The organism is Corynebacterium humireducens NBRC 106098 = DSM 45392, assembly GCF_000819445.1.
GTDB classification, from domain to species: Bacteria; Actinomycetota; Actinomycetes; order Mycobacteriales; family Mycobacteriaceae; genus Corynebacterium; species Corynebacterium humireducens.
In genome coordinates this window covers 329,543-348,693 of record NZ_CP005286.1, presented here as the reverse complement: position 1 = coordinate 348,693, position 19,151 = coordinate 329,543, and the positions used below count along the sequence as shown (strand labels likewise).

Genomic DNA, 19,151 nt, shown 5'->3' with positions numbered 1-19,151 from the left:
TGAATGGCGAATATCGGGTTAGAGGTTAGGAGGCGTCGACGTCGGAACGCTCGTCGTGGGACAGGTTGATGCCCAGCGAGGATCCGGCAGCGTCGAGCTCGTCGTCATCGGAGCCGGACAGTTCCATCGGGGTGCCGTCGGCGGAGAGGACCTCCACGTTGAGGCACAGGGACTGCAGCTCCTTGAGCAGAACCTTGAAGGACTCCGGAATGCCCGGGTCCGGGATGTTCTCGCCCTTGACGATGGCCTCGTAGACCTTGACACGGCCGACGACGTCATCGGACTTGATCGTCAGCAGCTCCTGCAGGGTGTAGGCGGCGCCGTATGCCTGCATCGCCCACACCTCCATCTCACCGAAGCGCTGGCCACCGAACTGGGCCTTACCGCCGAGCGGCTGCTGGGTGATCATGGAGTACGGACCGGTGGAGCGGGCGTGGATCTTCTCGTCCACCAGGTGGTGGAGCTTGAGCTGGTACATGTAGCCCACGGACACGGGGTACGGGAAGGGCTCACCGGAGCGACCGTCGATGAGCACGGCCTTGCCGTCCGGGTTGACCATGACCTCTCCGTCGCGGTTCGGACGCGAGTTGCGCAGGAGACCTGCCAGCTCGTCGTTGGTCGCACCGTCGAAGACCGGGGTGGCGGTCAGGGAGCCGGCGGGGACGTCGTAGAGGTCCTCCGGCAGGGTCTTGATCAGCTCGGCGTTCTCCGGGTCGGTCGGGTCGACCTTCCAGCCGGCGGCTGCGAGCCAGCCGAGGTGGATCTCGAGGACCTGGCCGATGTTCATACGACGCGGGACACCGTGCGTGTTGAGGATCATGTCGACCGGGGTTCCGTCCGGCAGGAACGGCATGTCCTCCGGCGGCAGGATCCTGCCGACGACACCCTTGTTGCCGTGGCGGCCGGCGAGCTTGTCGCCGTCCTGGATCTTGCGCTTCTGGGCGACGTAGACACGGATCATCTCGTTGACGCCCGGTGCCAGATCGTCGTCGTCCTCACGGGCGAAGCGACGGACACCGATGACCTTGCCGTTCTCACCGTGCGGCACCTTCATGGAGGTGTCGCGGACCTCGCGGGCCTTCTCACCGAAGATGGCGCGCAGGAGGCGCTCCTCCGGGGTCAGCTCGGTCTCGCCCTTCGGGGTGACCTTGCCGACGAGGATGTCGCCGGCGCGGACGTCGGCACCGATGCGGACGATGCCGCGCTCGTCGAGGTCGCGCAGGACGTCCTCGGAGACGTTCGGGATCTCACGGGTGATCTCCTCGGCGCCCAGCTTGGTGTCGCGGGCGTCGATCTCGTGCTCCTCGATGTGGATCGAGGTGAGGATGTCCTGTTCGACGATGCTCTGGTTGAGGATGATCGCATCCTCGTAGTTGTGGCCCTCCCACGGCATGAACGCGACCAGCAGGTTGCGGCCGAGGGACATCTCACCGTTGTGGGTGCCCGGACCGTCGGCGAGGACCTGGCCGGCCTCGACGCGGTCGCCGATGTTGACCAGCGGGGTCTGGTTGTAGCAGGTGCCCTGGTTGGTGCGCTCGAACTTGCGCAGCAGGAAGGTGTCGCGGATGCCGTCGTCGTCCATGACCGTGATCAGGTCGGCGGAGACATTCTCGACGACGCCGGCCTTCGGCGCGATGACCATGTCACCGGCGTCGTAGGCGGCACGCTTCTCCATGCCGGTGCCCACGTAGGGGGCCTCGGCGCGGACCAGCGGCACGGCCTGACGCTGCATGTTCGCACCCATGAGGGCACGGTTGGCGTCATCGTGCTCGAGGAACGGAATCATCGCGGTGGCGACGGAGACCATCTGACGTGCGGAGACGTCGATGAAGTCCACGGCCTTGGGGTCACGGACACCGATGTCGCCGTCCTTGAGGCGGACCTCGACGCGGTTGGTGGTGATGTTGCCCTCGGCGTCACGCTCGGTGGACGCCTGGCCGATGGCGTAGCGGTCCTCCTCGTCGGCGGTGAGGTAGTGGACCTCGTCGGTGATCTTGCCGTCGACGACCTTGAGGTACGGGGTCTCGATGAAACCGAACGCGTTGACACGTGCGTAGGAGGAGAGAGAACCGATCAGACCGATGTTCGGTCCCTCCGGGGTCTCGATCGGGCACATGCGTCCGTAGTGGGACGGGTGCACGTCTCGGACCTCGATGCCGGCGCGCTCACGGGACAGACCGCCCGGGCCGAGGGCGGACAGACGACGCTTGTGGGTCAGACCCGACAGCGAGTTGTTCTGGTCCATGAACTGGGACAGCTGGGAGGTGCCGAAGAACTCACGGATGGCGGCCGAGACCGGGCGGACGTTGATCAGCGAGGTCGGGGTGATCGACTCGGCGTCCTGCGTGGTCATGCGCTCGCGCACGACACGCTCCATGCGGGACAGGCCCACGCGGACCTGGTTCTGGATGAGCTCACCGACGGTACGCAGACGACGGTTGCCGAAGTGGTCGATGTCGTCGGTGTTGACCGGGATGACCTCACCCGTCGGGGAGGTCATGGTGCGCTCGCCGGCGTGCAGGCGGACCAGGTACTCGAGGGTGGTGGCGATGTCCTCCTCGGTGAGGGTCATCAGGCCCTCGTGGTCGCCGCCGAGACCGAGCTTGCGGTTGACCTTGTAGCGGCCGACCTTGGCCAGGTCGTAGCGCTTCGGGCGGAAGAAGGCGTTGTCGAGCAGGGAACGCGCGAGATCGCGGGTCGGCTGCTCGCCCGGACGCTGCTTGCGGTAGATCTCGAGCAGTGCCTCGTCGACGTTGGCCACACCGTCGGACTCGAGGGTGGACATCATGATCTCGGAGAAGCCGAAGCGCTCCTGGATCTGCTCGGTGGTCCAACCCAGTGCCTTGAGCAGGACGGTGACCGGCTGGCGACGCTTACGGTCGATGCGAACGCCGACGGTGTCACGCTTGTCGACGTCGAACTCGAGCCAGGCGCCACGGGACGGGATGACCTTGACGGAGTGCAGCGGACGCTCGGTGGACTTGTCGATCGTCTGATCGAAGTAGACGCCCGGGGAGCGGACCAGCTGGGAGACCACGACACGCTCGGTGCCGTTGACGATGAACGTGCCCTTGTCGGTCATCATCGGGAAGTCGCCGATGAAGACGGTCTGGGACTTGATCTCCTGGGTTTCGTTGTTGATGAACTCCGCCGTCACGTAGAGCGGGGCGGAGTAGTTGATGTCCTTGTCCTTGCACTCATCGACGGAGTACTTGACGTCCTCGAATCGCGGGGCGGACAGGGAGAGGGACATGTTCTCGGAGTAGTCCTGGATCGGGCTGAGCTCTTCGAGAATGTCCTCAAGACCACTGGTGACGCGGGCCTCCGGCCCACGCTCCTCCTGCTGGCGGGCGCGCCACTCGGGCGTACCGATCAGCCATGCAAAGGATTCACGCTGCAGGTCAAGGAGACCCGGGACCTCGATCGGCTCTGCGTTCTTGGAGAACGAGTAGCGCTTCGGAGTTCCGGGGATATCGGCCACTGACTTGGTCTGGCGGGAGACTGCCAAGATGGGTCCTTCCAGCACCTCACGCGGACTGTGGCTGTTCGGGCCACCGGATCCGCTGGTAGATTTAGCATTCGGTCTGCTGTGGAATGACCGTCCCCAGGTAGCACAAAATCACCTTGTCAAGTCGACTTTTGCAGGTCGTTTGATCAAGGTTTCCTAGCAGCCCAGAGACGAATTCCAGCGCAACGAAGTAGCCTATATCAAGATCGTCTCTTTGGCAAGCCCCGGTGCTGGTGGGGTGTGTCCGGATTCAGGCGGGGACTCTACCATGACTCTCCCCGCGTGACGCAACAAGCGGGCGTGTCACCCGCTTATCGACGTCCCCGTCCGAACGCCCCGAAGGCGCCCGCGAGGCCGATCAGGGTGAGCACACCACCGACGCCGACAACCACCCAGCGGATGGTCCCGGAGGTGCCGGGATCACGGACGGCGGAGGCCTCATCCAGGAGGGTGTCGATCTGCTCCTGCGGCATGCGGCCCTCGAAGCGCAGGATCTGCTGACGTTCCTCACTCTCCGGGGCGCCGTACCAGGAGTCGATGTCCTCGCGGATCTCGACGACGAGACCGGAGACACGGTCGACGAGCAGGTCGCGGGTGACGGAGTGGAACCAGTGGAGCTCGGTGAAGTCGGGCAGGGTGACCACGTTGAAGGGCGACTCGTAGAGGGTGCTCAGGTCCGTCGGCCCGATCTCCTGCCGGTAGCGGTACACGGAACGGCCGTTCATCTCGAGCTCCTCGACGAACTCGGCCGGGCGGGTCTCCCGCAGCTGCGGGTCGAAGACCTCGTAGGTGGTCTGCTGCGCGTCGGAGGGGAACTTCAGCCACACCCCGTCGACGTCCACCTCGCTCACCGGGCTGGCGAGCTGGTCCGTGAGGGTGGCCGGCGTGGTCGCCGCCCCGGTGGTGCGGTCGATGCCGTAGCTCCACACCTCGGCGGAGATGAGCCGGTCCAGTTCCTCCTGCTGGCTGCCACGCATGTAGGTCTCGCCGATGCGCAAGGTGGCGGTGTCCGCGTCGGAGGGGTTCTGGATCTCCATGTGCAGCTGATGCGTCACCGGGGCGGTGACCACGCGGCCGTCCGGGTCAGTCATGAGGCGGGTGTCAGCGGCGTCGTCGACAAGCGTGTAGGTGGTGGCCTCCAACCCGAGCGGCAGGCGGGCGTCCTCCGGGAGGAATCGTGGCGCGACCAGCCCCGCCACCAGCAGAGCCACACCGACGCCGAGCAGGAGGAAGGAGAGCAGACGGGACATGGGCAGCATGCCGATGACTCTACCTTCCCTCTCCTTCCCGCTCATTGAGCGGACCTGCTCGGCGCGATTCGCGACACCAGATTTCCTCGACAACACTGAAAACCTTTCGCCTGATGGTGTTCTCCGCACCAACAGCAGAAGAAGCCCGACATTCACCGGCATGCAGGGTCAGAGGACTGCGTGCACCATGACCCCAGGAATCGGACAACGCCCCCGTGCTCCGTCGAAACGGAGCACGGGGGCGTCGAGAAGCAGAAGCCTACTTGAGGGAGACCTTGGCGCCGGCCTCTTCCAGCTTGGCCTTGGCAGCCTCAGCGTCCTCCTTGTTGGCACCCTCGAGGATGGCCTTCGGGGCACCCTCGACAAGCTCCTTGGCCTCCTTCAGGCCCAGGCCGGAGACGAGCTCGCGGACAGCCTTGATCACGCCGATCTTCTTGGCGCCGGCGTCCTCGAGGACGACGTCGAACTCGTCCTTCTCCTCAGCAGCGGCAGCGCCGGCGTCGCCAGCGGCACCTGCGGCAGCGACGGCGACCGGAGCAGCAGCGGTGACCTCGAAGACCTCCTCGAACTCCTTGACGAACTCGGAGAGCTCGATCAGGGTCATCTCCTTGAAGGCCTCAATGAGCTCGTCCTTGGTGAGCTTAGCCATGGTGGCTTCCTTTCTTTAAGGGCCTGTTCCGACAGACCCGAAGTGTTTGGGGGGTGTGATGCGCCGAATGGCGACTTACGCGTCCTTCTTCTCCTGGAGCGCAGCTGCGAGGCGTGCGACCTGGGAAGCGGGGGCGTTGAACAGGCCTGCGGCCTTTGCCAGATTGCCCTTCATGGCACCGGCCAGCTTCGCGAGGGTGGTCTCGCGGTTGTCCAGCTCGGCGATGGCCTTGACCTGGTCGGCAGACAGAGCGTTGCCGTCCATGTAGCCACCCTTGACGATGAACGCCTTGTTGTCATCGGCGAACTTCTTCATCACCTTGGCGGCGTCGACGGCCTCGCCCTTGATGAAGGCGACGGCGGTCGGGCCGGTCAGGTGCTCGTCAAGACCCTCGATGCCCTGTTCCTGGGCAGCGATCTTGATCAGGGTGTTCTTGGCGACGGAGTACTGGACGTCGAAGCCCAGAGCGTTACGCAGCTCAGAGATCTGCGCAACGGTCAGGCCGCGGTACTCGGTGAGAACGATGGAGGATGCCTCCTCGAACTTTGCCTTGAGCTCTGCGAGCTCGGCGGTGTTCTTCGCGTTTGCCATTACTTCGCCTCCTTCCAATTACGTGGTGGTTGATCCGCCGGGGCCCTTCCCAATGAAAAGAGCCCCGTGCAAGAGCACAGGGCGCATCAACTCCGTGGAAGGAGTGGTGGCTCGAAAGTGTCTCCTGCGTGGGCCGGTCCAGATTCCTGGACGCCTTCGATCCTCTCGGATGACCGACGGTCTGCGGTGAAACTTGAGCTCGGATCCCCCAGAAGGGAGCCGTTCAAACTTCGCTTCATGATATTAGTGCCAACCCTCGACCAACTCCAAATCGCGTGGGAGACTGGAGAGCAATGTGATCCACGACACTCTGAGTCCGGGAGGAAATAATGCGCGAAGGACTGGCGGCGATCGTCGAGAAGCTGCGTTCCCACATGAGCTCCCCGCGGGGATGGACCCCGGCGGAGGAGCACCCTCCGGTGAGCGAGGCGATGGACTTCCTCCGGGACCACGGGCCCCTCGCCCACGACTGGCCCAACTGGCGGGCCGGCGCGGACCTCTACGCCGAGCTCACGCCCGAACGGGTGGCCACGCTCGACCGGCAGACCACCCTCCTGCTGCTCACGTCGCTGGCCCGGGAGGAGCGCTTCTGTGACGGCGCCTGGGACCGGATGTTCGAGTGCGGCAAGGGCATGTGGCTCTTCGAGCGCTGGCTCGAACTGACGCCCGCGACCTGACCGGGGGCTACTTCCCGTCGAAGTCGCTCAACGGACCACGCACCACCGCCACGCGCGCCGCGTTGAGCACGGCGAGCACGTCGATGACCTCCTGTGCGATGGCGCCCATCAGCGGGGTGAGCAGGCCGAACACGGCGAGGATCATGCCGATGATGCTCAGCGCCATGCCGCCGATGACCGACTGCAGCGCGATCCGCCGCATGCGGGCACCGATGTGGAGGAGGTCGTCGAGACGCTCGAGGGAGGAGTCGAGGATGACGGCGTCGGCGGCCTCGGAGGTGACGTCGGAGTCCGCGCCCATCGCCACGCCGACGGTGGCGACGGCCATCGCCGGCGCGTCGTTGATGCCGTCGCCGAGGAACATCGTCGGCCCCCGCTGATTGTGCTTCTCGACGATCGCCAGCTTCCCCTCCGGACTCACCCCGGCGTGCACCTCCCCGATGCCCACCCGGTCCGCGAGGTAGCGCACCTCGGACTCGCGGTCGCCGGAGATGATCATGAGCTTGTCCACGTCGTGCATCCGTGGCAGGTGGGCGATGAACTCTGCGGCGGAGGCACGCGGCTCGTCCCGCAGGCGGATCATGGCGGCGTAGGCGTCGTCGACGAGCACGATCGACTCCATGCCCGAGGGCGTGACCGGGATGTGCTCCCGGCTGGCCGGATCGATCTGGTGGGCGGTCTTCCGGTTGGTGATGCGGATGTGCCGGCCACCCACCATGCCGGTGAGACCCTGGCCGGGCTTCTCGGACACCTCGGTGACGTCCGGCAGCGGCAGGTCACGCTCCGCCGCACCGTCGCGGATGGCGTTGGCCAGCGGGTGCCGTGAGTAGCGCTCCACGGAGGCCGCGAGTGCGAGGACCTCGTCCTCCGCGAATCCGGGGCCGGTGTGGATCTCCGTGATCACCGGACGCCCGTAGGTCAGCGTGCCGGTCTTGTCGAACATCACCGTCCGCACCTTGGAGGCGTTCTCCAGCATCCCCGGATTCTTCACGATGATGCCCCGCCGCGCCGCCAGGGAGATCGCCCCGATGATCGCCACCGGCACACCGATGAGCAGCGGGCACGGGGTGGCTACGACGACGACCGCCAGGAACCGCACCGGGTCGCCCGAGATCGCCCAGCCCAACGCACCCAGGCTGAGCGCGATGACGGTGTACCAGGCACCCAGCCGGTCGGCCAGACGCCGGATGCCCGGGCGGTTCTCCTCCGCCTCCCGCAGCACGCCGACGATCTGCGCGTACCGCGAGTCCTGCGCCGGCCGGCTGGCCACGATGGTGAGCGGGGTGTCACCGTTGACGGCGCCGGACATGACCTCCGAGCCCTTCGACTTGCTCACCACATAGGGCTCACCGGTCAGGTAGGACTCGTCCATCGTGCCGTGCCCCTCGACCACCTCGCCGTCCACCGGGCACAGCTCGTGCGGCAGCACCGCGACGAGGTCCCCCACCGCGATGTCCTCCACCGGCACCTCCTCGGTGCCGTCGAGGATCGACCTTCCCCGCAGCCGGTGCGCGGTGGTGGGGGCACGCCGGGCCAACGCGTCGAGGGTGCCCGACGCGCGTTTCGACGCCGCCTCCTCCAGCGCCTCACCGCCCGAGAGCATGAGGACGATGATCGCGGCGACCAGCCACTCCCCCAGCAGCACCGAGGTGATGATGGACACCGCCGCCAGGGTGTCGGCGCCACCGCGGGTCGCGATCGCCGACTTGAGCACCTCCCACATGAGCGGCAGGCCGCCGACGACGACGATGGCCACGAGCGGCCAGTCACGGGCCCACCCGTCCAGGCCGACGCCGAACCACAGGATGAGGTGCACGATGATCGCCACGACCGTGGCGAGGGTGATGATGCCGTCCCGGGAACGGAGGAAGAGCATCGCGGGCTGGCGAGGGACAGGGGGCGCGGTTGCGGTGGTCATAACACCATTGTCCCGGAAAAAACCGCGCCTGACCAGCAAGTACAGGCTTACCTCACCGGGCAGGGAACGCAGAACGCCCCGCCTGCTCCGGAGAGGAGCGGGCGGGGCGTCGACAAGCAGCCGGGAACTAGGCCTCGGAGGCGTAGTTCTTCTGGACGCCGGAGTCCACCGGGACACCCGGGCCGTTGGTGGAGGACAGGGTGATCTTCTTCAGGTAGACACCCTTGGCGGAGGACGGCTTGATGCGGAGCAGCTCGTCGAGGAGAGCGCCGTAGTTCTCAGCCAGAGCCTTCTCGTCGAAGGATGCCTTGCCGATGGCGGCGTGCAGGTTGGAGGCCTTGTCCACGCGGAAGGAGATCTTGCCGCCCTTGACGTCGGCGACAGCCTTGGCGACGTCGGTGGTGACGGTGCCGGTCTTCGGGTTCGGCATCAGACCACGCGGGCCCAGGACGCGGGCGACGCGGCCGACCTTGGCCATCTGGTCCGGGGTGGCGATGGCGACGTCGAAGTCGATGGTGCCACCGTTGATGGCCTCGATCAGCTCGTCGGTGCCCACGACGTCGGCACCGGCCTGCTCAGCCTCGGTGGCCTTCTCGCCGGCGGCGAAGACGGCGACGCGGACGGTCTTACCGGTGCCGTGCGGCAGGGAGACGGTGCCGCGGACCAGCTGGTCGGCCTTACGCGGGTCGACGCCGAGACGGATGGCGACGTCCACGGTGGAGTCGAAGTTCTTGGAGGAGGTCTCCTTGATGAGCTTCGCAGCCTCGAGCGGGGAGTAGACGCGACCCTTGTCGATCTTCTCGGCGGCGGCCTTGTATGCCTTGGAGTTCTTGCTCATTGTGTCAATTCCTTTGCGGGATTGGTGTGGTCGACGGGCCGAAGCGGGCCCTGCCACGTGATGTTCAGGGTGAGAGAAGGGAGGGGATTAACCCTCGACCTCGATGCCCATGGAGCGGGCGGTACCGGCGATGATCTTCGCGGCGGCGTCGATGTCGCGGGCGTTGAGGTCCTTCTGCTTGGTCTCGGCGATCTCCTTGACCTGGGCCATGGTGACCTTGCCGACCTTCTGGGTGTGCGGCACGCCGGAACCCTTCTGCAGACCAGCGGCCTTGAGCAGCAGCTTGGCTGCCGGCGGGGTCTTCAGGATGAAGTCGAAGCTGCGGTCCTCGTAGACGGTGATCTCAACCGGGATCACGTTGCCACGCTGGGACTCGGTGGCGGCGTTGTAGGCCTTGCAGAACTCCATGATGTTGACACCATGGGCACCGAGAGCCGGGCCGACCGGGGGAGCCGGGTTAGCGGCGCCAGCCTCGATCTGCAGCTTGATCAGACCGGTGACCTTCTTCTTCTTGGGAGCCATCGAATTACCTCGTTCCTGGTTACCGGTGGACCGCCACGATGATGACGACCCCCGTCCGGATGCCGGGCCCCGCTACCAGCGTCTGCCGCTGGGTCTCCGCGTATCCCGGCCACCGGGGATGAATGTTTCTGGGTCGCGCATGCGTACACGCGCGAGGGTCAAGCCTACGGCATCGGGCGGCCATGCCCCAAATCCCGCCCACCGGAAAGCGAAACCCCCGTTCCCCCTCGGTGACGAGGGGGAACGGGGGTGGCGTCGGAAAGCGGCCTAGTTGATCTTCTCGATCTGGTCCGCGGTGAGCTCCACCGGGGTCTCACGACCGAAGATCGACACCAGCGCCTGGATCTTGCCGGTGGTCGGGTCGATCTCGGAGATCGTCGCCGAGACGGACGCCAGCGCACCGGTGAGGATGGTGACGGCCTCGCCGACCTCGAAGTCGATCGCGACGGTCGGCTTCGCCTGCTCGTCCGGCATGGCGACGACCTTCTCGCCGTCGGCGGTGACCGCCGCGGCCTCGCCCTCGACGGAGGCCTCCTTCGGCATGAGGAACTTCGCGACGTCCCGGTGCTTGACCACCGTGGCATTGCCCTCGTTGCCCACGAAGCTGGTGACACCCGGGGTGTCACGCACGACGGACCACGCCTTGTCGTTCATCTCCATGCGGACCAGGACGTAACCCGGCAGCAGCTTGCGCTTCACGAGCTTGCGCTTGCCGTCCTTGATCTCCAGGACCTGCTCGATCGGCACGACCACGTCGTAGATGTACTCCTCGACCTCGAGGGTCTGGGCACGCATGTCGAGGTTCGTCTTCACCTTGTTCTCGTAGCCCGAGTAGCACTGGATGATGTACCAGTCACCCGGCAGCTTCTTCAGCTCCGAGACGTAACGACGCAGACGGCGACGGTACTCGGCCTCCGCGTCCTCCTCGGTGGTGTCGCCGAGAGCGGCGGCGGCAGCTGCCACCTCATCCTGCTCCTGCGGCTCCTTCTCGACGACCTCGTCCTCGTCGGTGTCGTCCTCGGCGGCCTCCGGGACGTCCTCGTCGGTCGTCGGGGCAACCGCCGGCTCGGCGTCGATCGTCTCGTCGACGTTCGAGGGGTCATCGCCGAGAAGACGCTCCGCGTCGCTGATCTCCCGGTCCTCGGTGTCGAACTCGTCGTTGGTGATGTTCTCGTCGGTCATGGTGTGCTCCAGACGTGTCTTCCTACGTGGTGGGCCTTTCGCGCCAGTCTAGCGGCCGCGGCCCAATGAATAATCCCGCCGACCCTCGACAGGTCCGGCGGGATGAAATCTGATGGTGACGACTCTACCTAAGGAGTGAGAACCTTCTCAACTCCGAGGCCGACGATGAAGTCCACGCCGGACACCAGCGCCGTCACCACGATGAGGAACGCGAACACGACGAGCGTGTAGACGACCATCTGACGTGCCGTCGGCCAGATGACCTTCCGCATCTCGGAGACGACCTCCGGGATGAACGACGCGACGCCACCGCCGGGCTTCTCGTCCTCCGCGTCGGCCTTCACGACACGCTTCGCCTCGTAGGAGGCACTCGAGGTCGTGCCGACACCGGCGAGCTGACGCTTGCCCGTGGGACGGGCAGCACCGGGCTGGTTGGGCTGTCGATCGGTCACAGCACTCCTCGCAAAATGTTCTCTCGTGTTCAGGACTCCGATGAGCCTACCAGAAGCATGGCACGGCAAGCAGAACGGGCCGGTCCCGAGGAATGATCCTCGATGACCGGCCCGTATTGGCAGGGGCGACAGGACTCGAACCTGCAACCTACGGTTTTGGAGACCGTTGCTCTACCAATTGAACTACGCCCCTAGGTGCGCTGATCAAACAGCACGGCTCACCTTACCAGAAGGACCATCTCTACCGAAATATCCCCTCCGGTGGCTAACCGGTAGCGATGGCGGGAATTGAACCCGCGACACAGCGATTATGAGTCGCTTGCTCTACCACTGAGCTACACCGCCAGGTGACTGTTTCACACTCTCCCAGCCACCGACGGTTAACTCGCGACCGAGGGAGAAAAGAAACAGAGCCCCCTATCAGAATCGAACTGATGACCTTTTCCTTACCATGGAAACGCTCTGCCGACTGAGCTAAGGGGGCACAGCCTCTTGAAGTTTTGGCCTTGATTTCTCTTGGCCGCTCCGTTGAAGCCTTGTAAAGATTAACCCGATGTTGCTTACTAACACAAATCGCCAGGTCAACCCATGTTTTTCAACGCTCTATAACGCGCTATAAACGTGCTTTGAGGCGCGCTTAAAGTGGCTTGCTGGCGGCATGCTTGGAGGCGTCCTGTGGGGCCTGTGAAGCGGCCGGCGCTGCGGGGACCGTGTCTGTGCCCTGGGGCCGCTGGGTGACCTCCAGTCGGCCGCCACAGGGTCGAGAGGACATGTTCGGGCCGACATCGTCGGGAGGACCCCGCCAGCCGCCCCGCACGTTCGAGACCACTCCCCCTCCGAACATCTCCTCTCGAACGTGCCGCAGCGCAGCGACGCCGACACCGCGCCGACCCGACCCCACCCCGAAATGCAGAAAACCCACCCGGACATTGCTGTCCGGATGGGTTCCCATCCGTGTGCCAGATAGAAGATTCGAACTTCTGTAGGCGTGAGCCGGCGGATTTACAGTCCGCTCCCTTTGGCCGCTCGGGCAATCTGGCAAACTTCAGCACCACTCGCGTGGTGCGTTACACACTTTACTATGACACCCCGAGCAATCCGCAAATCGGCTGCTCAGTGCACCTATTTCCAGCTAACCGACGCGGCGGATCGTGTAGCCGGCCAGCAGGCGCAGCGCGTCGGTGGCGGCACAGTCGGGCAGGCGGCCGATCTGGGCCTCGGCGTCGGCGAGGTAGCGGTGGACGTCGTCAAGCGCACGCTGACGCCCCTGGGAGCGCCCCAAGAGCTCCAGGGCCCGCTCGACGTCCTTGTCCTCGGTGAGTGGTCCGGTGAGCAGTCCGCGGAGTTCCTCGCCGACCTCGCTGTCCTCCTCGAGGGCGTAGAGCACGGGGAGGGTGAACACGCCCTCCCGGAGGTCGGTGCCGGGGGTCTTCCCGGACTGTTCGTGGTCGGAGAAGATGTCGATGATGTCGTCGACGATCTGGAAGATCATGCCGACGGCCATGCCGATGCGCTGGAGGGCGTCGCAGTGTTCCTCGCTGGCGCCGGCGTGGTACGCGCCGAGGTAGCCGGAGGAGGCGATGAGGATGCCGGTCTTCTCGCGGATGACGTCCATGTAGTGCTCGACGGGGTCCCGGTCCTCCGCGCCGATGGTCTCGCGCATCTGGCCGGTGACCAGGTCCTGGAAGGTCTGCGCGAAGTGGCCGACGGTGTGGGTGTCCAGTTCGCTCATGAGGCGGGAGGCGTGGGCGAACAGGATGTCGCCGGCGAGGATGGCGACGGAGTTGTCCCAGCGGGCGTTGGCGGAGTCGACGCCGCGGCGGAGTTCGGCCTCGTCCATGACGTCGTCGTGGTAGAGAGTCGCCAGGTGCACGGTCTCCAGGACGGCGGCGGCCTTGACCACCTCGAGGGAGCCGGCGCGGGGGCCGTACTCGGACGCCAGGAGCGTCATCATCGGGCGGAAGCGTTTGCCGCCGGCGGTGAGCAGGTGCGTGACCTTGTCGACGAGGAAGTCCTCGCCCTTCGCCAGTTCCTCGCGCAGCATGACCTCGACCTCGGTCATTCCGGTCGCGATGCGCTCGTTGAGCTCGGCGTCTCCCAGGTCCACGTGCCCCGCCGGGCTGGGCTGGTAGGTAGTGCCGTGGGTCATGTCGGAATGTCCTTGCAACGGTGATGAGGGTCAGGTTGATCGGGTTCAACCGTAGTCCAAAGTTGCCGCCCTCCGTAGTCAGGGTGTCACAATGGGGCGCATGAGTGTGGTCTGTGACGCGGATGTCCTTGTTGTCGGTGCGGGTCCCGCGGGTGCGGCTGCCGCGATCCATGCGGCTGACGCCGGCCTCGACGTCCTGCTCGTCGACACCGCCACCTTCCCCCGCGACAAGACCTGCGGCGACGGGCTCACCCCGCGGGCCATCCACCAGCTGGGTCGTCTGGGCCTGGCTGACGAGGTGACGCGGGACTACCACAACAAGGGTCTCAAGCTGCGCGGATTCGGCGGTTCCGTCACCGCCCCCTGGCCGGAGGGGCACTACGGCACCCTCGGTTCGGCGATGCCGCGCACCGAGTTCGACCACCTCCTGGTGCGTACCGCCGTCGCGCGGGGCGCGACCCTGTGGGAGGGCGCGACGGCCACGGCGGTGCGCCGTGAGGGGCGTCGGATCGGTGAGGTGACGGTGCGGCACGGGGGCATCGAGAAGCAGGTGCGGGCGCGATGGGTCCTGGTGGCCGACGGGGTGCGGTCCACGTTCGGCAAGCTGCTGGGGCGCGAGTGGCACCGCGGTGAGGTGTACGGCATCGCCGCGCGTTCCTACTGCACGTCGCCCATGTCGACGGAGCCGTGGATCCACTCCGACGTCGAGCTTCTCGACGCCGACGGTGTCGTCCAGCCCGGCTACGGCTGGATCTTCCCCCTCGGTGACGGCCGCGTGAACCTCGGCGCCGGCGCGCTGTCGACGGACACCCGTCCGGCGCGGGTCAACACGAAGAGGCTGCTCTCCCACTACGCCGCGCAGAAGCGCACGGAGTGGCAGCTGGGCCCCGAGCAGGACGTCACCTCGGCGATGCTGCCGATGGGTGGCGCCGTGTCCAACGTCGCCGGCCCGAACTGGCTGCTCATCGGCGACTCCGCCGCCCTGGTCAACCCCCTCAACGGGGAGGGCATCGACTACGGCATGGAGTCCGCCGAGATGGCCGTCGACCTGCTTCTCGACGCCGGCCGGCGCGACCTCACCCTCGTGTGGCCGCACCTGCTGCGCGGGGCCTACGGCGAGGCCTTCCTCCTGGCCCGGACCGCCGCGCGGCTGCTCACGTACCCGCGGTTCCTGCCGGTCGTCGGGCCGCTGGGTTTGCGGGGGCCGGTGGGGGCAGTCGTCATGCCGGCGGCGGCGCGGCTCATGGGCAACCTCATCACCGACGAGGACCGTGACCTCGTCGCCCGCCTCTGGCGCCTGTCCGGCGGGGTCGTGTCCCGGGCCCGCCGGGACACGCCGCTCTGGTCCTCGACGGTGTAGCAGGCCCCTCTACAGCGGCTTGGTCGCCGAGTGCAGCGCCACGATGCCGAAGCTGAGGTTCTGCCAGCCGGCGTTCTCCCAGCCGTTGTCGTTGATCACCCGCGCCAGGCCCTCCTGGCCCGGCCACGCGCGGATGGAGTCCGCGAGGTACTCGTAGGCCTCCGGGTTGCTGGACACCAGGCGCGCCACCTTGGGCAGCAGGCGCATGAGGTACTCCTTGTACAGCGTGCCGAACACCGGCACGACCGGGGTGGAGAACTCGGCGATCGTCAGCCTTCCGCCCGGCCGGGTCACGCGCGCCATCTCCCGGAGGCCGGCCTCGTGGTCGTGGATGTTGCGCAGGCCGTAGGAGATGGTGACGGCGTCGAAGGTGTTGTCGGCGAAGGGCAGCTGCATGCCGTCGCCGCAGACCTTCGGCACGTCCCGGTCCCGGCCCGCGGCGAGCATGCCCTGGGAGAAGTCGCAGGCCACGCACCAGGCGCCGGACTTCGCCAGCTCCACGGTCGACACGGCGGTGCCGGCGGCGAGGTCGAGGACCTTCTCGCCCGGCCGCAGGTTGAGACGCTCGCGGGTCCGACGACGCCACCGGGCGTCCTGCCCGAAGGACAGGATCGTGTTGGTCAGGTCGTATCTCTCACCGACGGCGTCGAACATCGACGCCACGTCGAAGGGTTTCTTGTCCAGGTCTGCCTTAGCCACGCACCTGAGTGTAGGCGAGGCCCCCTCAGGCGACGCGCGCACCCAGTGCGCGGGCGGCCCACAGCGGCAGCTCCGGGCGGGGGCCGAAGAAGGTCAGCGGGACGCGACGGGTCTCCTCGATGACCTCCGCGTAGTAGCCGAGGAGCTGCTCACACAGCGCCTCCCAGGTCTTGTTCGCCACCGAGGTACGGGCGTTGCGGCACAGCTGGTCGTGGCGCTCGCGGTGCAGGATCCACTCCGCGGCGACGGGGAGGTCGCGGGAGAACGTGTCGACGTCGAGAAGCAGTCCGTTGTAGCGCTCCTGGATGAGGTCGACCGGGCCGCCGGCGCGAGGGCCGATGGTCGGGACGCCGGAGGCCTGGGCCTCCTGGATGGCCTGGCAGAAGGTCTCGAACTCGCCGGCGTGGACGAACAGGTCGAGGGAGGCGTAGGCGCGGGCCAGTTCCTCGCCGCCGAGGGCGCCGGTGAACACCGCCTTCGGCATGAGCTCCTCGAGCTCCGGGCGGGAGGGACCGTCGCCGACGATGACCAGCTGGATGTCGCGGCGGCCGTGGAGGGAGGCGAGGCGGTGGACGCCCTTCTCCGCGGCGAGGCGGCCGACGAAGCCGACGATCTTCTTGCGGCCCGTGCGGTCCCACTGTCGGCGCAGCGCCGGGTCGCGCTTCTCCGGGTGGAAACGCACCGCGTCGACGCCGCGGCCCCAGTGGCGCACGTTGTTGATGCCGTGCTCCTCCAGGTCGGCGATGGTCAGCGAGGAGGGCGCCAGGGTCATCTGGCAGATGTTGTGGATGTGCCGGGTCCACTCCCAGGCGGCGGCGGCCAGCGGGGCGAGGTGGTACTTGGAGGCGAAGCCGGCGACGTCGGTCTGGTAGAGCGCCACCGCCGGGATGCGCAGCTGGCGGGCGGCGTAGGCGCCGGCGGCCCCGAGCACGAAGGGGCTGGCGAGGTGGATGATGTCCGGGTTGAAGCCGCGGAGGGCCTCGGTGACGGTGGCGTTGGGGACGCCGATCGGCAGCGAGTCGATGAGCGGCATGCGCACGGTGGGCACGCGCACGATCTCGAAGCCGAGGTACTCGTGGATCTCCTCCTGGAAGTCCCGGGCCCCCGGTGCCACCACTATCGCCTCGTGCCCCTCGCGGTGGAGGTGTTCCAGAACGCGGAGAACCGAGTTCGTCACACCGTTGACGTTGGGCAGGAAGGATTCGGCGACAATGGCAACACGCATGGACGACATGTTCTCCTACCTAGACGACGACGCCCTGAGTTTCAGGTCAACGTCGGGCGAATTTCGGGTGAACTGGGTCGCGGTCTGGTGACCCGACCGATTGCCCACCACAATACGGCAGCGACAACCGTTGCCACTAGAGCGACACTTAAGGCGGGGATGATAGAAAGGGTCCATTCGCGGCCCTCCACCTTGACCAGGTCCGGGTCCCCCTTCGCGTAGGTCACCCACACGCGCTGCCCCTCCCCGAGGCCCGTGGGGTACAGCAGCCCGGTCGACGGCGCGTGGTAGATGCCCTGCTCGTCGCGGAAGTCGACGGTGGTGCGCAGCCGGCTCACGCCGGTGACGGTCGCCAGCGCCCGGCCCGGGTCCTCGTCGATGGCGCGGTCGTTGAGGAAGGGCCCGGCGACCAGCGCCACCGCCCCGAGCATCACCGCGGCCCACAGCAGCAGCACCAGCTGCCGGCCCCGCCGCCCGATCCGCTCCCTCACTTCCGGAGCGCCTCGTGCATCGCCCGGCGCGTGGCGCGGGTGGTGCGGGCCTCGATGACGGTGAAGCCGTCGTGGGGCTCGCTGAGGGCGTCGAGAAGCTCACGCAGCTCCGTGACCTCCCGGTACGCGACGCCGAAGCCCGCGCACAGCTCGCTTATCGACGCCCCGTGGGGCGTCCCGAAGACCCGCTCGAAGGAGGCGCGGAGCTCGGGGGCGCCGATCTCGAGGGTCTCGAAGATGCCGCCGCCGTCGTCGTTGGCCACCACGATGGTGAGGTTCTCCGGGTGCGTGTCGGCGGGCCCGATGAGGAGGCCGCCGACGTCGTGGAGGAAGGTGACGTCACCGATGAGCGCGACGGTGCGCGGGGCACGCGGCTCGTCGGGGTGCGCGGCCTGGGTGGCCAGGGCGATGCCGACCGCCTGGGAGACGGTGCCGTCGATGCCGGCGGCGCCGCGCGGCGAGTACGTGTCCACCCCGTCGTAGGGCAGGCCGACGAAGCTGGCGTCCCGCACCGGGTTCGAGGCGCCGAGCACGAGTGTGTCGCCGGTGCCGAGGGTGTCGGAGACCGCCGCCGCCGCGTGCAGCCCGGTGAAGCCGTGGCTCGGGTCGGCGATGACCAGGCGCACGGTGTCGGCCGCCAGGTCGGAGGCGGCGTCGCAGATCTTCATCCACTGCCTCGTCGGCTCACCGGTGACCTTCACGGTGGTGCCGCGCCGGGAGTCCGGGCGCGGGTCGGTGAAGTCGGCGGTGCGGGACAGGACGACGAGCTCGATGTCCGGGTCGTTGATCAGGGCCAGCACGTCCCGGTGCAGCGTCGGGTGCCCGACGACGATGATCTGCTCCGGCTTCGTGTCCACCACGTAGTCGTTGGCGCTGATCTGCGGCTTGCGGAAGATCCCCGCCGCCAGGGGGTGCACCGGGTGGTAGGGGGCGGGGGCGGTCGGCTCGGCGATGGTGGGCACGTCCTCCAGCCCCTCGACGGTCCAGGCCTCGTCACCGGCGATGACCAGGGTGTCCCGGCTCAGATCGACGGCGACCTCCCCGTGGTCGTGCGGGCGGGGGCCCGGGGCACGCCCCAGGGTGCGGTTGGTGGGCGTCTCGGGGAGCTGCGCACCGACGAGCGGGGCGTCCAACTCGACGTTGACGTGCACCTGCAGCTGCGTCGTGAACGCCTCCGCCAGTTCGGGGATGTGGCCCCGCGCGGAGATCTCCGTGGTCGGGGCGTAGCGGCCGAAGATGCCCACCTGGTCGATGGTCTGGCTGGCCCCGGTGTCCTGCATGCGGCGCGGGCGGTCGGCGCTGACCACCGCGAGCGGGACGTGGGAGTAGTAGGCCTCGACCATCGCGGGCAGGCAGTTGGCCACGGCGGTGCCGGAGGTCATGACGACGGCCACGTGCCGCTTCTGCACCCTGGCGATGCCGAGGGCGAGGAAGGCGGCGGCGCGTTCGTCGTGACGCACGTGCACGCGGATGTCCTGCCGCGCCAGCAGCGCCAGGCTCAGCGGCGAGTTCCGCGACCCGGGGCACACCACCACATCGCTGACGTGAGGGGAGAGCTGCTCGACGACGACCTGCGCCAGCTCCACGGAGTCCGGCTGTGCGTTCTGGTTGACCTGGTTGACCATGTGCCTGAGTCTACT

Annotated in this window: 16 protein-coding genes and 4 tRNA genes; 2 read left to right on the top strand and 18 right to left on the bottom strand. The window is 67.2% G+C overall.

Features of this window, described 5'->3' with window-relative positions:
- Nucleotides 1–25: 25 nt before the first annotated feature.
- From rpoB to rplJ, 4 genes are all read right to left on the bottom strand, one after another.
- Nucleotides 26–3,526 (bottom strand): DNA-directed RNA polymerase subunit beta, encoded by a 3,501-nt coding sequence (rpoB, locus tag B842_RS01720; RefSeq protein ID WP_082028335.1) that lies wholly within the window; start codon nt 3,524–3,526, stop codon nt 26–28.
- A gap of 293 nt (nt 3,527–3,819) precedes the next feature.
- Entirely contained in the window at nt 3,820–4,767 is a 948-nt protein-coding gene (gene pgfA, locus B842_RS01715; protein WP_040084815.1) for a cell envelope lipid trafficking protein PgfA, read from the bottom strand.
- 250 nt (nt 4,768–5,017) lie between these two features.
- Nucleotides 5,018–5,407, bottom strand: coding sequence for a 50S ribosomal protein L7/L12 (gene rplL, locus B842_RS01710; protein ID WP_040084814.1), 390 nt, complete (start codon nt 5,405–5,407; stop codon nt 5,018–5,020).
- A gap of 75 nt (nt 5,408–5,482) precedes the next feature.
- Entirely contained in the window at nt 5,483–5,998 is a 516-nt protein-coding gene (gene rplJ, locus B842_RS01705) for a 50S ribosomal protein L10 (RefSeq protein ID WP_040084812.1), read from the bottom strand.
- Nucleotides 5,999–6,327: 329 nt separating this feature from the next.
- On the opposite strand from rplJ, the gene B842_RS01700 reads away from it, so the two are divergent.
- On the top strand, nt 6,328–6,675 hold the full coding sequence (locus tag B842_RS01700; RefSeq protein ID WP_040084811.1) for a DUF6508 domain-containing protein: 348 nt from the start codon (nt 6,328–6,330) through the stop codon (nt 6,673–6,675).
- A 7-nt stretch (nt 6,676–6,682) separates the two neighbouring features.
- On the opposite strand, the gene B842_RS01695 is transcribed toward B842_RS01700, so the two are convergent.
- The 10 genes from B842_RS01695 to B842_RS01650 form a co-directional block, all read right to left on the bottom strand.
- Nucleotides 6,683–8,593: a heavy metal translocating P-type ATPase gene (locus tag B842_RS01695; protein ID WP_169744842.1), complete on the bottom strand. Its 1,911-nt coding sequence runs from the start codon at nt 8,591–8,593 to the stop codon at nt 6,683–6,685.
- Between the two features lie 127 nt (nt 8,594–8,720).
- Complete coding sequence (gene rplA, locus B842_RS01690) at nt 8,721–9,431, bottom strand: 50S ribosomal protein L1 (protein ID WP_040084809.1); 711 nt, start codon at nt 9,429–9,431, stop codon at nt 8,721–8,723.
- Nucleotides 9,432–9,518: 87 nt separating this feature from the next.
- Nucleotides 9,519–9,953 (bottom strand): 50S ribosomal protein L11, encoded by a 435-nt coding sequence (rplK, locus tag B842_RS01685; RefSeq protein WP_040084808.1) that lies wholly within the window; start codon nt 9,951–9,953, stop codon nt 9,519–9,521.
- 267 nt (nt 9,954–10,220) lie between these two features.
- A complete protein-coding gene (gene nusG, locus B842_RS01680; protein ID WP_040084807.1) occupies nt 10,221–11,135 on the bottom strand; it encodes a transcription termination/antitermination protein NusG in 915 nt (304 codons plus the stop codon).
- A gap of 128 nt (nt 11,136–11,263) precedes the next feature.
- Nucleotides 11,264–11,587 carry a preprotein translocase subunit SecE gene (gene secE, locus B842_RS01675; RefSeq protein ID WP_040084805.1) on the bottom strand — a complete coding sequence of 108 codons (324 nt, stop codon included), beginning with the start codon at nt 11,585–11,587 and terminating at the stop codon, nt 11,264–11,266.
- 117 nt (nt 11,588–11,704) lie between these two features.
- Nucleotides 11,705–11,780: transfer RNA gene (locus B842_RS01670), tRNA-Trp, on the bottom strand.
- Between the two features lie 80 nt (nt 11,781–11,860).
- Nucleotides 11,861–11,932, bottom strand: a tRNA-Met gene (locus tag B842_RS01665).
- A gap of 66 nt (nt 11,933–11,998) precedes the next feature.
- A tRNA-Thr gene (locus tag B842_RS01660) sits at nt 11,999–12,071 on the bottom strand.
- A gap of 473 nt (nt 12,072–12,544) precedes the next feature.
- Nucleotides 12,545–12,627, bottom strand: a tRNA-Tyr gene (locus B842_RS01655).
- Nucleotides 12,628–12,719: 92 nt separating this feature from the next.
- Nucleotides 12,720–13,736, bottom strand: a complete 1,017-nt coding sequence (locus B842_RS01650; RefSeq protein WP_040084803.1) for a polyprenyl synthetase family protein — start codon at nt 13,734–13,736, stop codon at nt 12,720–12,722.
- A 100-nt stretch (nt 13,737–13,836) separates the two neighbouring features.
- On the opposite strand from B842_RS01650, the gene B842_RS01645 reads away from it, so the two are divergent.
- Nucleotides 13,837–15,096: a geranylgeranyl reductase family protein gene (locus B842_RS01645; RefSeq protein ID WP_156119400.1), complete on the top strand. Its 1,260-nt coding sequence runs from the start codon at nt 13,837–13,839 to the stop codon at nt 15,094–15,096.
- A 9-nt stretch (nt 15,097–15,105) separates the two neighbouring features.
- On the opposite strand, the gene B842_RS01640 is transcribed toward B842_RS01645, so the two are convergent.
- From B842_RS01640 to menD, 4 genes are read right to left on the bottom strand one after another with little or no spacing between them, the layout of a single operon-like run.
- The gene (locus tag B842_RS01640; RefSeq protein ID WP_040084801.1) at nt 15,106–15,795 is read right to left on the bottom strand and encodes a demethylmenaquinone methyltransferase; all 690 of its coding nucleotides are present in this window, start codon (nt 15,793–15,795) and stop codon (nt 15,106–15,108) included.
- A gap of 25 nt (nt 15,796–15,820) precedes the next feature.
- Nucleotides 15,821–17,020, bottom strand: a complete 1,200-nt coding sequence (locus B842_RS01635; RefSeq protein ID WP_040087227.1) for a glycosyltransferase family 4 protein — start codon at nt 17,018–17,020, stop codon at nt 15,821–15,823.
- Nucleotides 17,021–17,061: 41 nt separating this feature from the next.
- The gene (locus B842_RS01630) at nt 17,062–17,451 is read right to left on the bottom strand and encodes a DUF3592 domain-containing protein (protein ID WP_245631376.1); all 390 of its coding nucleotides are present in this window, start codon (nt 17,449–17,451) and stop codon (nt 17,062–17,064) included.
- A gap of 56 nt (nt 17,452–17,507) precedes the next feature.
- Nucleotides 17,508–19,136 (bottom strand): 2-succinyl-5-enolpyruvyl-6-hydroxy-3-cyclohexene-1-carboxylic-acid synthase, encoded by a 1,629-nt coding sequence (gene menD, locus B842_RS01625; RefSeq protein ID WP_040084799.1) that lies wholly within the window; start codon nt 19,134–19,136, stop codon nt 17,508–17,510.
- Between the last annotated feature and the right edge of the window lie 15 nt (nt 19,137–19,151).

What these genes read in the sequence shown, in the direction of transcription:
- B842_RS01630 (WP_245631376.1), bottom strand. Translation starts at nt 17,451, where the DNA reads ATGCTCGGGGCGGTGGCGCTGGTCGCCGGGCCCTTCCTCAACGACCGC.
- B842_RS01645 (WP_156119400.1), top strand. Translation starts at nt 13,837, where the DNA reads ATGAGTGTGGTCTGTGACGCGGATGTCCTTGTTGTCGGTGCGGGTCCC.
- rplJ (WP_040084812.1), bottom strand. Translation starts at nt 5,998, where the DNA reads ATGGCAAACGCGAAGAACACCGCCGAGCTCGCAGAGCTCAAGGCAAAG.
- nusG (WP_040084807.1), bottom strand. Translation starts at nt 11,135, where the DNA reads ATGACCGACGAGAACATCACCAACGACGAGTTCGACACCGAGGACCGG.
- B842_RS01635 (WP_040087227.1), bottom strand. Translation starts at nt 17,020, where the DNA reads ATGCGTGTTGCCATTGTCGCCGAATCCTTCCTGCCCAACGTCAACGGT.
- B842_RS01695 (WP_169744842.1), bottom strand. Translation starts at nt 8,593, where the DNA reads ATGACCACCGCAACCGCGCCCCCTGTCCCTCGCCAGCCCGCGATGCTC.
- B842_RS01700 (WP_040084811.1), top strand. Translation starts at nt 6,328, where the DNA reads ATGCGCGAAGGACTGGCGGCGATCGTCGAGAAGCTGCGTTCCCACATG.
- rplA (WP_040084809.1), bottom strand. Translation starts at nt 9,431, where the DNA reads ATGAGCAAGAACTCCAAGGCATACAAGGCCGCCGCCGAGAAGATCGAC.
- menD (WP_040084799.1), bottom strand. Translation starts at nt 19,136, where the DNA reads ATGGTCAACCAGGTCAACCAGAACGCACAGCCGGACTCCGTGGAGCTG.
- B842_RS01650 (WP_040084803.1), bottom strand. Translation starts at nt 13,736, where the DNA reads ATGACCCACGGCACTACCTACCAGCCCAGCCCGGCGGGGCACGTGGAC.
- pgfA (WP_040084815.1), bottom strand. Translation starts at nt 4,767, where the DNA reads ATGCTGCCCATGTCCCGTCTGCTCTCCTTCCTCCTGCTCGGCGTCGGT.
- rplK (WP_040084808.1), bottom strand. Translation starts at nt 9,953, where the DNA reads ATGGCTCCCAAGAAGAAGAAGGTCACCGGTCTGATCAAGCTGCAGATC.
- rplL (WP_040084814.1), bottom strand. Translation starts at nt 5,407, where the DNA reads ATGGCTAAGCTCACCAAGGACGAGCTCATTGAGGCCTTCAAGGAGATG.